Source organism: Planktothrix mougeotii LEGE 06226 (assembly GCF_015207485.1).
Lineage (GTDB): Bacteria > Cyanobacteriota > Cyanobacteriia > Cyanobacteriales > Microcoleaceae > Planktothrix.
On sequence record NZ_JADEWU010000002.1, the window covers coordinates 120,914 to 134,109 of the forward strand.

The window sequence follows — 13,196 nt, forward strand, 5'->3', positions numbered from 1 at the left end:
CATCCTTGCTTTTACTGGTGGTGTAGGAAAAGGAAAGTTTCATATTTGAAACTATATTTTGTGAGAGATAACCCAATCAGTTCAGTCAATTGTAGGCAAAAATTAATCACAATTTTTCCAAACTATTCAATCAGTTCTAATTTCGATTATTCATAAATAGCCTCAAATCAATAGATGTTAAGGAGTAACTAAAATGTTTGAGCAACCTCGCCGAATTCTTTCATTTGATGGTGGCGGTATTCGTGGACTTTTAACTGCCGCAATGTTAGAAGAAGTTGAAGATAAGCTGAAAGCAATCAATCCTGATAAAGAATTGAGAGAGTATTTCGATATTATTGCTGGCACATCTTCAGGAAGTATTATTGCGTTAGCTGTTGCTCAGGGAATATCTGCACGAGAAATTAGAAGTTTTTTTAAATGCGACGGCGATAAAATTTTTCCTGACCCTAAATCTACGATATTCAGTTTGATTCAACGATTCTTAGAGCAAGATTTAGATTGGACAACCTTTAATCCTTTTAACATTTTAGATGTAGATAATGAAAATCTCAAAAAAATATTGACTCAGCCTGTTTATGATGGCAAAGGTTTAGAGGAGGTACTCAGAGAAAGATTCTCAGAACAGCTATTTGGAGAGCTTGAACCTTTACTGATTATCCCTAGTTATGATGTCTACAATCGTCGAGCCATGATATTTAAAAATAACGACGATCTCTACAAAAGTGTACCAATTTGGGAAATTTGTAAAGCTTCTTGTTCTGCTCCTGTTGCTTTTCCGGCTCATCTGATTGATAATGATAACTTTATTTATGGAGTTCAAAAACAAGCTAAAGAAGCTAAAAAAGCGGGGAAAAAGTCAAACTTAAAAGTTCCCAATGAAGGTCTTCCGTTTATTGATGGCGGTTTAGTTGCTAATAATCCAGTTCTTTGTGCCATTGCTGAATGTCGAAAAGTTTTCAAACAACTTCCCAATTTAGTTGTATCTTTTGGAGTTGGTGCAGGATTACATCGAATTACCATTCGACAATCCCAAGGATGGGGAGCTTTCAATTGGGCAAGTATTATTAGAAGTATTCCCTTAATGGATGTATTTGCAGATGGTTCTACTGATGCCACAGATTACATTGCTGAACAACTTCTTGAACATGAAACTGACTATGTACGATTTCAATCTTTTTTTGAAAAAGATGTCAGTACATTTAGTGCGGATAAAAAAAACATGATAGCTTTAGAAGAATCGGTTTCTGATTATATTACAACTAAAGATTATCAAGATAAAGTGCAAAAAGTCGTTGAAGAACTGACGTAATAAATTGGGGTTTTTAATCACCCTAATCTAGTCCAACCGTTTTACCTCAGCTATCAATATAATTCCCTTTTAATGATCCGACTTCTGAACCAGAGTTATCAACTAGAGTAGGGAATAAGTTAAAAGGGTTTTATTCGTTGATAGTTAGGGTCAATTCAGCCAGAGGATAACCCATCATGAAAATATTAACTTCATCATTATTAATTGGACTTGCATTAACTTTAGGAATCTCTAACGGTTCTTTATTAGCTCAACCCTCAGCACAATATAAAACCTTTGCTGAGTGGTGTGAGAATCAAAACCAATTAGGGGAGGAAACACAACATACGATTGAAGTGTTGTTACAAGTAGCAGAAACAACCGATTGTAATCAAGCTAATCAAATATTATCTCAATTGACAAGCCTTGACCTCATAAGCAATCAAATTAGCGATATTAGTCTCTTACCCTCTTTAACTCAATTGACTAGCCTTCGCCTCAGCTACAATCAAATCACTGATATTAAACCCTTATCCTCTTTAACTCAATTAACTGATCTTGACCTGAGCAACAATGAAATTAGAGATATTAGTCCCTTATCGCGTTTAACTCAATTGACTGATCTTAGTCTTGAAGCCAATGGAATTAGAGATATTAGCCCCTTATCGCGTTTAACCCAATTGGCTTATCTTAACCTCAGCACCAATGAAATTAGAGATATTAGTCCCTTATCGCGTTTAACTCAATTGACTAACCTTTACCTCTACAACAATGAAATTAGTGATCTGAGTCCCTTATCGCTTTTAACTCAATTGATTATCCTTTACCTCTACAACAATGAAATTAGTGATCTGAGTCCCTTATCGCGTTTAACTCAATTGACAGAGGTTCCCCTCAGTAGCAATCAAATTAGTGATGTTAGTCCTTTATCAAGTTTAACTCAATTGACAGACCTTGACCTCAGTGCCAATCAAATTAGTGATGTTAGTCCTTTATCAAGTTTAACTCAATTGACAGACCTTGACCTCAGTGCCAATCAAATTAGTGATGTTAGTCCTTTATCAAGTTTAACTCAATTGACAGACCTTGACCTCATCGACAATCAAATTAGTGATGTTAGTCCTTTATCGAGTTTGGCTCAATTGACATATCTTAACCTCGACACCAATCAAATTAGTGATGTTAGTCCTTTATCGAGTTTGGCTCAATTGACATATCTTAACCTCGACACCAATCAAATTAGTAACATTACACCTTTATCGAGTTTGACTCAATTGAAAGTGCTTCACATCAACTACAGTCAAATCAATGATATTAGCCCTTTATCAAGTTTGACTGAATTAAGAGAGCTTTACTTGCGGGGCAACCCAATAAAACAAAAAATATGCCCTTTACCTAATCCAGCACTTTGTTTTTTTTGAGATTAAAAAATGTGATCGCACTCCCTAAATACCTGTAAATTTTAGCAAAATCAGTCAATTCAATCAGAGAATAACCCACCATGAAAAGATTAACATCATCATTATCAATTGGACTTGCATTAACTTTAGGAATCTCTAACGGTTCCTTATTAGCTCAACCCTCACCACAATTTAAAACCTTTGCGGAGTGGTGTGAGAATCAAAATCAACTGCCTGAAGACACGAAACGTACAATTGAAGTGTTGTTAAAAGTAGCAGAAACAACCGATTGTAATCAAGCTAATCAAATTTTATCTGAAAAAACAGCACTTAGCCTATCTGTCTTTGATGAAGGTATTCCTTTCGCTAAAATTACTAAAATCAGTGATCTTAGCCCATTATCTAGTTTAAATCAATTGACAGAACTTACCTTGCATAACAATCAAATCAGAGATCTTAGTCCTTTATCAAATTTGACTCAATTGACTCACCTTAGCCTGACGACAAATCAAATCAGTGATATTAGTGCTTTATCGAATTTGACTCAATTGACAAGTCTTTTCCTGAGTGGTAATAAAATCAGTGATATTAATGCTCTATCGAAGTTGACTCAATTAACAGAGCTTGACCTAGGTTACAATCAAATTAGAGATATTAATGCTTTATCAAATTTAATTCAATTAACATATATTTATCTGGGTGTAAATCAAATCAGAGATATTAGTCCTTTATCGAATTTGACCCAATTAACAATGCTTCACCTCAATTCCAATCAAATCAGAGATGTTAGCTCTTTATCTAGTTTAAATAAATTGACTGGGCTTAACCTCATGGACAATCAAATTAGAGATATTAGTTCTTTATCCACTTTGACTCAGCTAGAAAGTCTTTCCCTAAGTGAAAACCCAATAGAACAGAAAATATGCCCTTTACCTGATCAATCAACTTGTGAATTTAAGTATTAAAAAATGCGATCGCTCACACACTCTCAAACACCTGTAAATCTTACCTAAAAAAAGGAAAACATCATGAAAGCTTACACTGACAAAGGAGAATTAACCCAAATCGGTTCCCCCAACCGTTGGGTTATATTAGGGTTAGGAACTGCCTTATTTATAATTTCAATGAGTTTAATTTATTCTTTGGTATCAAAGGACGGACTATTATTTATTGGCTTCTTTACTTTTCTAGTTGTCTCATTTATAATGATTGTAATTTATATCGCTTGGGCGGCTATTCTTAATCTCAAAAAAACTCAGATTACTGATCAGATTAACCGTCAACTAGCGGGAGATTTTATTAGCAACCCTGACAACTATTGGTATCACTGGAAATACACCGAACGAGATAGACAATGGATTGCATCTCATATTTTTTTAGAAGGACTGGGGATATTATTATTATGGTCTCCCTTTATAATAATTTTTATTCTAATCATTGAAGTTATAAACGGGAGAAAATTTCATTATCATCCGACGGGAAATTGGCTTCAAGATGTGATTAACTTACTTGGAGTAGAACTTTGTATTGGCTTCGGAATCGGATTAGTATGTTTTATCGGTGGGATTTTTCAAGCCGCCAAACGAAGCAAAAATATTTGTGATGTTTATATTGGTGAAAATGGGTTTTATGCGGATGGTGAATATTGGTGCTGGGAAGGAACTCCCTATCATTTATATGGCATCAATTTATCAAAACGAGTCTTAAAGTTTGAATTATTTTATCAATTGCTAGTACAAGAATCTGAACAAGATCAAGATTTTGTTCTGAACACTCGTTTATTTGCAGATGAACCCACTGGGGAGATTACTCGATCTATTTTTGTTCCTCTCGGTCAAGAACAAGCCGCTGGTCAGATCGTGCAAGAATTAGCGCCAAAATGTATTCCACGACCTAGAAGGAGGAGTAGTTATTATGATAGTAGCACTGACTATTATAGCTCTGGCGACTCCTATGATAGTAGTTATTCTGACTCTGATAATAGTTGTTCCTGGGGAGATTCTGGAGATTCTGGAGATAGTTGTTCTAGTGGCGATTAGTCGATTAACTTTTTCTTTCCCATGAGATTCTACATAGAACTCAAAAGTCCCCCTTTTTAAGGGGGATTTAGGGGGATCTAATCTCAGGGTACAAGCGGGGGTTTTCAGTATATATTATTTGTGTTTTCTAATCCATTTTTCAATCTCATCCAACGTTCGATAAATTTCCCGTACAGTTCCAAAATCAATTAATACTAATTTTCCATATAAGCTTAATATTTAACCCCAAAGACATCAAGAATATCAAGAAGTTGCCAGGACTAACCCTGGAAGACCCAGTAAACCAGGAAATCAAATAGCGATCGCACCTTTTTTGGTACAATAGCGGTGATTTGTTTGGTGCACCGAATAGCCGTTATTAACCGTGAGTAAAGATTTATTTGCCCGTGAAGCCTTGGCTCAAATTCCTAAAATTTTAACCTTATTGGATCGAAATCCCCATAGTCCAACTTATGGTTGCTTTGATCGAAATTTTTGGCATTATAAAATCAAAGATTTCGCTAATGGTAAAATGCAAGAATTAGTATTACCTCTGGCGTTAGTTTATGATCTTCCGATTTCCGATAATCCCTATTATCAACAACCTGCGATTAAAAACTGGGTAGAAGCGGGTATTATTTATACAACTGATACGGTTCATCCCGATAATTTTTGTGATCAAAATTTCCCCTTAGAACATTCTGCTAATGCAACGGCTTTTTCCCTATTTGCTTGTTTAGAAAGTTATCATTTATTAGGGTTAATGAATTATGAAGCGTTACAAAGTTTTGAACGTCGGGCGAATGGGTTAGCTTATTGTAAATTGAGCCAGAGTGCGAGTCAGGAGGCGTTAATTATTCTCTGTTTAGAACGGTTGGGACAAATGTTACAAACGTCTAAATGGCATCGCATTAAAGCTTCACGTTTAGATTGGTTATTCTCCTTACAAAGTCAGGAAGGATGGTTTAAAGAATACGATACTTTTGATCCCGGTTATCATAGCTTAACGATTTCTTTTTTAGCTCAATTGGATGATTTAAGAGGGGATTTACGCTTTAAAGAATCTTTGCTGAAGGCGGTAGAGTTAGCGTCTTATTTTATTCATCCTGATGGGTCGTATGGGGGTGAATATGGAAGTTTAAATACTTATCAATTTTTTCCGTATGGGTTTGAATTAGTCGGGGAATGGCTACCGGATGCGTTACGAATTAATGACCGATTTTTACAGGGTCTTAAGAATGGTTTATCAGCTTGTTATGGCGATGATTATTTATTAGGAAATTGGGTTTGGAATTATCTGCTGGCTTGGCGCGATTTTGTTCCTGGAAGACCCCAGCCTTTACCGCGAGATGTGGCGAGTATTGGTTTAAAGGAAGCAGAAATTTTAATTAAACGTCGTCCCCATGTAGAATTATATGTGGCTTTAAATAAAGGGGGCGTTTTTAAGTTATTTAGAGAAAATAAACTGATATTATCAGATACTCATTTTTCCCTACAAGTTCGTCAGGGTCGTCAGATTAAAAATGCTGTGGCGCATTTAATGAGCTCCTATACCATTCATGTTGAACAGGATGATGTTTTAATTGAAGGGGGATTAAGTTGGGTAAAACCTAATCAATTATCTTCGTTGAAATTAGTGTTAATGCGAATTTTAATATTGATTTTAGGGAGATTTTTCTCAAAGCAAATTCAGAGTTTAAATCCTTCTGAAATTGTTTGCGGAAAACAGGATGCACCTTTTCGATTTACACGACGATTTCGCTGGGAAAGAAATCAATGGCATATTATTGATGAATTATATGCTGATTCTTGGCGAGGAGTTGTTTCTGCTGGAATTGCTTGTGATCAAACGTCGATGGATATTCCTTCTAGTCGCACGTTTCAACGGGGACAATTACAACCTTGGTTAGATTTAACGGATGAAATTAGGAAGTTAACGCCGGGTCAATGTTTGAAATTAGAACGACGGTTTTAAGGGATTATTTATTCCTATAATATAATAGGGGTTTGGTGTCTGAGTGGTGCTTATAAATTCTAAAATAATGATGGTTTTTATTATTCCTATAATAAGGTTTTGGTGTGTGCGCGATGCTTATAAATTCTAAAATAATGATGGTTTTTACTATTATAATATGGGGTTGGTGCGTGCGCGGAGCTTACGCACCCTACGGATGAAGTATAATGATTAGTTTAGATTTTGTGAGGATTGTTTTAAGGGATGAAAATTACGAATAACCGATGGTTTCATCCGGTTTTATTGTTATTTTGGGTGGGACTGGGAATTTTATTGAGATTTATCGGTTTAGGAGATAAATCAGCATCGAGTATTGAAATTTCTACTTTAGTGTTTAGTTTGGGTCACGGACTGAAAACGATTCCGTTAGATCAAATGATTTCGGCGGATACTTTATTATCTCCTTTGCGGTTTGAAGCAACGACTCAACCGTCGGATGTGGTTTATCATTTGTTCAGTGAAAGTAATCATCCTCCGCTATATTTTTTGATCAATCATTTCTGGATGAAATTGTTTTCAACAGAAGGAGAATTTGTTTCTTTAACGGTAGCGCGATCGCTCAGTTCTATTTTAGGGGTTTTATCAATTCCGGCTATTTTTAGTTTAAGTTATTTTGCCTTTAAATCGTTGATTTTTGCTCAAATTACTGCTGCGTTAATGGCAGTTTCTCCTTATGGCATCTATTTATCGCAGGAAGCACGTCATTATACTCTAACGATACTCTGGATTATTGCATCTTTAGGCTATTTTGTCAAGGCGATCAGAAGTTTAGAGGGGGAAAAACCCTTATCTATTATTCAAGTCATCGGTTGGATTATGATTAATGGATTAGGAATAGCCAGCCACTATTTTTTTATTGTGTTCTTGGGTGCAGAAGGGTTAGTTTTAGGGGGATTGTGGTTAAAGAATTGGCAAAATAAATTAGGGATTTTAAGAACAGCTTGGCTAAGAATTTATGGAGTAATTTTAGGAACCTTTATCAGTGGGTTAGTTTGGATTCCAATTTTAAAAAGTATTCCCAATGATCAACTGACAGACTGGATTGAAACTGAATTTAAAGGCTTAGGATGGATAGAACCTTTATTTCGGTTACTCGCCTGGTTAATTACCCAGATCTTTCTATTACCCGTTGAAGGAACACCTTTGATGATTACGGTAATTTCAGCGTTAATTTTGTTAACAGTTTTAGTTTGGGTCAGTCCTGGAATTATTCAGGGAATTCGGTTCAATTTGACCGCCTCTGAAACTCAATTAGAAACTAAAATTTTTGGCGGTATTTTGAGTAGTATTCTGGTTCTGTTTTTAATTTTAATTTATGGACTTCAAAAGGATGTCTCTCTGGCGGCGAGATATCAATTTGTTTACTTTCCGGTGTTTATTTTAATTATAGGTTCTGCATTGGGTCGAATTTGGAAACAACCCGAAATCTTTAATCATTCTTGGGTTTCACTTCCGCCTATTTTACAAGCTAATAGCCAAAAAATCGTAATTGTCACCTTAATTATGGGATGTGTTGGTGCATTAACCGTTGGGGGAAATTATGGGTTTCAAAAATCCCAACAATCAGATCGTTTAGCCAGTTATATTATTAATGAAGCGAAAACACCTGTTATTATTGCTATGACTCAGCGAACCCATGCAGAAACTCGCGCTTTGATGGGATTAGGATTAGAATTTAAACGTCAGCAGGCTGAAAAATTACCTCAATTTCTGTTAGTCAAAAAAACAGATAATCCTTCGCCTATCGTAGCAACCGTTTTAACACAAGTTCAACGTCCCTTTGAATTTTGGAGGGTAAATTTAAAAGATAATACGGATTTTAGCCAATTTCGGTGTCAGGAAGATCCCCGTCCTCAACCGGATTTTAATGGATATCGATATCAACGATATTATTGTCGATAGTTGGGTTATGATTTGAGTTTAACAAACATAGGATCAGTTAAAATGCAGTTATATCTAACGCTTTCTCCCCTAAAATTAGCCAAACGTTTAACGATGGGAGTGGCATTTTTTACCCTAACGAGTATTGCTGTTCAAATTGGGAAATTTGTGTTTAATTATCGAGAAGATTGGACAGCCATGTTTAATGTAGACCGAGAGATGAATTTACCAACGTTTTATAGTGCGTTTATGTTAGCTTTTTGTGCTTGGTTATTGGGTGCGATCGCATCAGGAAAACAAGCAGAACTGGAACAACAAAAAACCTTAAACGATCCTGATGATAATACTCCGGTAAACTATCGTTATTTTCAACAGTGGAAATGGTTATCGATTATTTTTTGGTTACTAGCTTTTGATGAAGTAGCTACCATTCATGAAATCTTAATTATTCCTGATATTGCGGAAGCGTTAAAGTTACCTGCTTTTTTACATTCAATGTGGGTGATTCCAGGGACAATTATAGTTGCTATTTTTCTAAAACAATATTGGAAATTTTGGTTATATCTTCCCTTAAAAACTCGCTATCATTTTGCTTTAGCTGCATCTTTATATATTGGCGGTGCGTTATTCATGGAAATGCTAGGGAGTTATATTACCGTTATAGAAAATCAACAAAACCCGATTTATGCAGGAATGGCTATTATAGAAGAAATTATGGAAATGATGGGAGTGATTGTGTTTATGTATGGATTATTAGTTTATATTCGAGAATGGCAACAAACCATTGATGTTGAGATTAAAATTATGAGTTGATGGTTGACTATTCCCCATTTGTAATTCGTAATTCGTAATTCGTAATTCGTAATTCCCTAATTATGGAACAATTTCTTTATCAAATGAACCCTTTAACTCGGTTTTCTGACCGAGCATCTTATTATGCGAAATATCGACCAAGTTATCCTGATGAAGCGATTACAATGGTATTAGAGGGGTTAGGAAATACCTCGGAATTAATAGCAGTTGATATCGGTGCGGGAACGGGGATTTCTTCACGGTTATTAGCACAACGAGGGGTTAAGGTTTTAGCACTTGAACCTAACCCTCAAATGAGAGAAACCGCCACCCCCCATCCCTTAGTAGAATTTCGAGAAGCTACGGCGGAAAATACGAATTTAGAGGATCATTCTGTTGATTTAGTTACTGCTTTTCAAGCCTTTCATTGGTTTAACCCTGAACTTACTTTAAAAGAATTTAATCGAATTTTAAAACCATCAGGACGGTTAGCAATTGTTTGGAATCATCGAAACCGCAATGATCAATTTACTAAAGAATATAGCCAAATTTTGAAAAATGCAGCCAAAGATCCCCCTGTAGAAAAGGAAAAACGAAAACGAGTTATGGATAGGGCTCAAAGTTATTCTTATTTTACCAATTGGCGTTATCAAGCGATCGCTTCTCAACAAATATTAGATTTAGAAGGGTTAATTGGAAGAACTCAAAGTGCTTCTTATATCCCGACTGAAGGAGAAGCGGGTCAACAGATTATTACCGAGTTAGAAGCGTTATTTAAACGTTGGGTAGATGCTCAAGGATTTGTACATTTAATTTACCGTACAGATGTCTATTTAGCCGATGTTAATTTATAATAGAAGGATATGATATAATAGGAGAATTGTATGGTTGTGCAAACTAAACCTCTCCTCTATTCTCCAGAGGATTATCTCAAACTCGAAGAAACCGCAGAATCTAAGCATGAGTATCGAGATGGAGAAATTATTCCGATGACCGGAGGAACAACCAATCATAATCAAATTGCTGGAAACGCTTACTTTCAACTCAAATTAGCCTTAAGAGGTCAAAATTATCGATTATTTATCGGGGATGTCCGTTTATGGATTCCTGATTATCGGTTATATACCTATCCTGATTTAATGGTAATTCGAGGAGATGTAAGCTATCATGAAAATCGCACGGATACGGTTTTAAATCCCTTAGTCATTGTAGAAGTTTTATCAAAATCAACGGGAAATTATGACCGAGGAGATAAATTTAAGTATTATCGGTCTATTCCCGAATTTCAAGAATATATTTTAATTGATCAATATCAATATTCAGTTGAACAATTTATTAAAACAGAAACGGGAAAATGGCAACTCAATTTTTATGAGTCTGCTGAGTCTATTTTAACCTTAAGTACCGTTGAGTTTCAAATAAATTTAACCGATCTTTATGAACAAGTGAATTTTGAACAATCAGAGGAATAAAATTTTAACGTTTCATATTTCGCTTTAACTGGTCTAATTCATCATCCATTTCCCATTGTTTAAATTTCGATTCTAAAGGATCACCCGAAGAACTTGAACTACTATAGGATGTACTTTGATTCCACCCTTGAGTTTCCCAAGGATTTTGAGCTTTTTGTTGAGCCTGGGATTTCACACGGTTGGCTTCCATTTCTGCCGCTTTGACTTTAACTTCTTTGTGGCGTTGTTGCACTTGATAATAGAGTTCTTTGGATTTTTGAATCCGTTCTTTAACGCCTTGCATTTGTCCCCAACGTTGATTTCCCTGACGCAGTAAAGCCGCCTCTCGTTCTTGTGCTGCTGTCACTAAATCTAACCGATTGGCGGCTTGTGCTTTTTGTACCCGTTCATGCCATTTTTGAATATCCTGAGCAATTTCTAAAATTTCCGCTTGTAGCTTTTTTTCTTCTCGGTTCAACTCTGCAATTAACCGTAATGTATCCTCTTCTTGTTCCCGCAATTGTTCTTCTAGCGCTTGTAATGCTAAATTAGGATTATCTTTGAGAAACTCTTCTAAACGAGTCTCTAAAAATCGATTAAAATCTTCAAATAAACCCATAATTAAAAGTTAAATCTAAGGGGACAGGGGGAACAACTCTACCTAGATTTGATCCCCCTAAATCCCCCTTAAGAAGGGGGACTTTGACTGATCTACCGCTACAGTTTAGAACTGTTGTCCGACAAAAAGGGTGCGAACTTCCCCATTACGACGAATGACAGCTTCTTGGTTAGCGACTTCAACCAATGACCAACCACTGGCCCCAACGGTTTCACCCACATAGATGCGACGAGCGACGCCATTAATTTCAAACAAAGCCGCCGAACGATCTCCCAATTCCAAAATTCCTACTAAGGTATGGGTGGTTGCAGGGGCTGGGTTAACGGCTGTAGGCTGTTCTGCGGGGGGTGGAGTCACCGCAGGCGGTGGTGGCACAGGACTACTTTCGGGAACAGCTTGTTGAGGTTGGGGGGTGGGAGTAACCACTTCCACAGCAGGGGCAGGTTTGGCTTGCGCTTCCGGTTTGGGGGCTGGGGTGGTTGTTTTCGGAGCAGGTGCGGGGACAGAACCCGAATTCCGGCCACCGGGAACCGCCGTTGAGACAGGCGGCGCGGGTTGTTGTCCCTTAGACAAACTCTTCATCACCTCTTGTGAGAGAGAGGCTGTTTGATTGGACGCATCTTGAATCGCCCCCGCCACACGGTTAATTGCGGCGACGAGGTTATTGGTATCCATCACAGGAGCCACCTGAGCAACGGGAGGAGTCCCCGGAACTGGAAGGGTGGGTAAGGCTGTGTTAGGAACCGGAGGAGGTAAAAGGGGCAACCCTAACGGGGTTTGTTGATTCTGTTGTTGAATATTGCTCAGGGATCGCTCAATATAATTGGAAAATTGAATATCCGCTTTAGTTTTGGCATCTAAAACCGGTTCCGGGGCTATAGCGACAGGTTCTGGGGCAAATAACCGCCCTAAACCGCCCCGGCTTGCTAACCATAATAATAAGGTAATCAATAATGATGAAAACGCGGCGATGAGCAGAATCCGATCCAGGGATGGAGAGGATTTTTCCGCACTGGCATCGCGTAATTTTTCGGCGTCTTCTTCCTCCGACCGGGGCATGGGAGGCAGAATAATCTGAGGAACTTTAATCGATTTTAGCGAAACAAATTCCGGTTGTGCGGGTTCCTGGGGTAGCCGGGATTCTCCCTGCATCACACGTTCGACATCGGAAAAAATGTCGTCCATGAGTTCATCGGCATAAGCTTCTACCGAGATCGGTTCTTTGGCGATTGGCACTTCGGAGAATTCCAATCGGGTTTTACTCATCGTTTCTTGAGCCATTAATCGCTCCTCTCCCTGTAAATCGTTAACCTCGATTTATTGATGATACAGCTATATTATTGATATTTTTATATCATTCATTGTGGCGAATCCGATCTCTATCTCAGAGAAACTTTATGCAAATTTTAGAATATCTGTCAGTTTAAATACACATACCACAGAATTTTAAATTTGTCAACTTTCCTGGGAAAGATACCGGATACTCAAGTCATCCTTTTCGGGAAAACGATTTAGAAATCCATCATTTTCTTGGAGGCGATCGCGACACCCTTGCCAATATTCGTTGATTTGCTTATAATATTGACGAAGAAGAAAGGTTAAAATTAAGGGCATTCCCGGCAATTCTATCTGGAATTCAAGGTTTAATTAATCAAGCTAATTATATTTGTATTATTTTTTAAAATATCCGTAAAAAATTAATCCGATAGGCTTTAGCTACAGAATCTAATATT

General features: G+C 37.1%; 12 protein-coding genes. 9 read left to right on the top strand and 3 right to left on the bottom strand.

Going from position 1 to position 13,196, the window contains the following annotated elements:
• Positions 1–193 precede the first annotated feature (193 nt).
• The 9 genes from IQ236_RS01600 (at position 194) to IQ236_RS01640 (ending at position 10,865) form a co-directional block, all read left to right on the top strand.
• A complete protein-coding gene (locus IQ236_RS01600) occupies positions 194–1,309 on the top strand; it encodes a patatin-like phospholipase family protein (RefSeq protein WP_193867656.1) in 1,116 nt (371 codons plus the stop codon).
• Positions 1,310–1,485: 176 nt separating this feature from the next.
• Entirely contained in the window at positions 1,486–2,709 is a 1,224-nt protein-coding gene (locus IQ236_RS01605) for a leucine-rich repeat domain-containing protein (RefSeq protein WP_193867657.1), read from the top strand.
• 80 nt (positions 2,710–2,789) lie between these two features.
• The gene (locus IQ236_RS01610) at positions 2,790–3,653 is read left to right on the top strand and encodes a leucine-rich repeat domain-containing protein (RefSeq protein WP_193867658.1); all 864 of its coding nucleotides are present in this window, start codon (positions 2,790–2,792) and stop codon (positions 3,651–3,653) included.
• 63 nt (positions 3,654–3,716) lie between these two features.
• Entirely contained in the window at positions 3,717–4,727 is a 1,011-nt protein-coding gene (locus IQ236_RS01615) for a hypothetical protein (protein ID WP_193867659.1), read from the top strand.
• Positions 4,728–5,091: 364 nt separating this feature from the next.
• Entirely contained in the window at positions 5,092–6,681 is a 1,590-nt protein-coding gene (locus IQ236_RS01620; protein WP_193867660.1) for a hypothetical protein, read from the top strand.
• Between the two features lie 243 nt (positions 6,682–6,924).
• Positions 6,925–8,622 carry a glycosyltransferase family 39 protein gene (locus IQ236_RS01625; RefSeq protein WP_193867661.1) on the top strand — a complete coding sequence of 566 codons (1,698 nt, stop codon included), beginning with the start codon at positions 6,925–6,927 and terminating at the stop codon, positions 8,620–8,622.
• Positions 8,623–8,664: 42 nt separating this feature from the next.
• Complete coding sequence (locus IQ236_RS01630) at positions 8,665–9,414, top strand: hypothetical protein (RefSeq protein WP_193867662.1); 750 nt, start codon at positions 8,665–8,667, stop codon at positions 9,412–9,414.
• A gap of 62 nt (positions 9,415–9,476) precedes the next feature.
• Entirely contained in the window at positions 9,477–10,247 is a 771-nt protein-coding gene (locus tag IQ236_RS01635) for a class I SAM-dependent methyltransferase (protein WP_193867663.1), read from the top strand.
• A 30-nt stretch (positions 10,248–10,277) separates the two neighbouring features.
• The gene (locus tag IQ236_RS01640; RefSeq protein WP_193867664.1) at positions 10,278–10,865 is read left to right on the top strand and encodes a Uma2 family endonuclease; all 588 of its coding nucleotides are present in this window, start codon (positions 10,278–10,280) and stop codon (positions 10,863–10,865) included.
• 4 nt (positions 10,866–10,869) lie between these two features.
• Here IQ236_RS01640 and IQ236_RS01645 read toward each other — a convergent pair whose 3' ends face one another.
• The 3 genes from IQ236_RS01645 to IQ236_RS01655 form a co-directional block, all read right to left on the bottom strand.
• Positions 10,870–11,463: a TIGR04376 family protein gene (locus IQ236_RS01645; protein WP_193867665.1), complete on the bottom strand. Its 594-nt coding sequence runs from the start codon at positions 11,461–11,463 to the stop codon at positions 10,870–10,872.
• Positions 11,464–11,568: 105 nt separating this feature from the next.
• Positions 11,569–12,744 carry a hypothetical protein gene (locus IQ236_RS01650; RefSeq protein ID WP_193867666.1) on the bottom strand — a complete coding sequence of 392 codons (1,176 nt, stop codon included), beginning with the start codon at positions 12,742–12,744 and terminating at the stop codon, positions 11,569–11,571.
• A gap of 174 nt (positions 12,745–12,918) precedes the next feature.
• Positions 12,919–13,077 (bottom strand): hypothetical protein, encoded by a 159-nt coding sequence (locus IQ236_RS01655; RefSeq protein WP_193867667.1) that lies wholly within the window; start codon positions 13,075–13,077, stop codon positions 12,919–12,921.
• Positions 13,078–13,196: the final 119 nt, after the last annotated feature.

Excerpts from the sequence above, each read along its gene's own strand:
- IQ236_RS01605 (WP_193867657.1), top strand. The coding sequence starts at position 1,486 with ATGAAAATATTAACTTCATCATTATTAATTGGACTTGCATTAACTTTA.
- IQ236_RS01655 (WP_193867667.1), bottom strand. The coding sequence starts at position 13,077 with ATGCCCTTAATTTTAACCTTTCTTCTTCGTCAATATTATAAGCAAATC.
- IQ236_RS01615 (WP_193867659.1), top strand. The coding sequence starts at position 3,717 with ATGAAAGCTTACACTGACAAAGGAGAATTAACCCAAATCGGTTCCCCC.
- IQ236_RS01600 (WP_193867656.1), top strand. The coding sequence starts at position 194 with ATGTTTGAGCAACCTCGCCGAATTCTTTCATTTGATGGTGGCGGTATT.
- IQ236_RS01625 (WP_193867661.1), top strand. The coding sequence starts at position 6,925 with ATGAAAATTACGAATAACCGATGGTTTCATCCGGTTTTATTGTTATTT.
- IQ236_RS01645 (WP_193867665.1), bottom strand. The coding sequence starts at position 11,463 with ATGGGTTTATTTGAAGATTTTAATCGATTTTTAGAGACTCGTTTAGAA.
- IQ236_RS01635 (WP_193867663.1), top strand. The coding sequence starts at position 9,477 with ATGGAACAATTTCTTTATCAAATGAACCCTTTAACTCGGTTTTCTGAC.
- IQ236_RS01610 (WP_193867658.1), top strand. The coding sequence starts at position 2,790 with ATGAAAAGATTAACATCATCATTATCAATTGGACTTGCATTAACTTTA.
- IQ236_RS01640 (WP_193867664.1), top strand. The coding sequence starts at position 10,278 with ATGGTTGTGCAAACTAAACCTCTCCTCTATTCTCCAGAGGATTATCTC.
- IQ236_RS01630 (WP_193867662.1), top strand. The coding sequence starts at position 8,665 with ATGCAGTTATATCTAACGCTTTCTCCCCTAAAATTAGCCAAACGTTTA.
- IQ236_RS01650 (WP_193867666.1), bottom strand. The coding sequence starts at position 12,744 with ATGGCTCAAGAAACGATGAGTAAAACCCGATTGGAATTCTCCGAAGTG.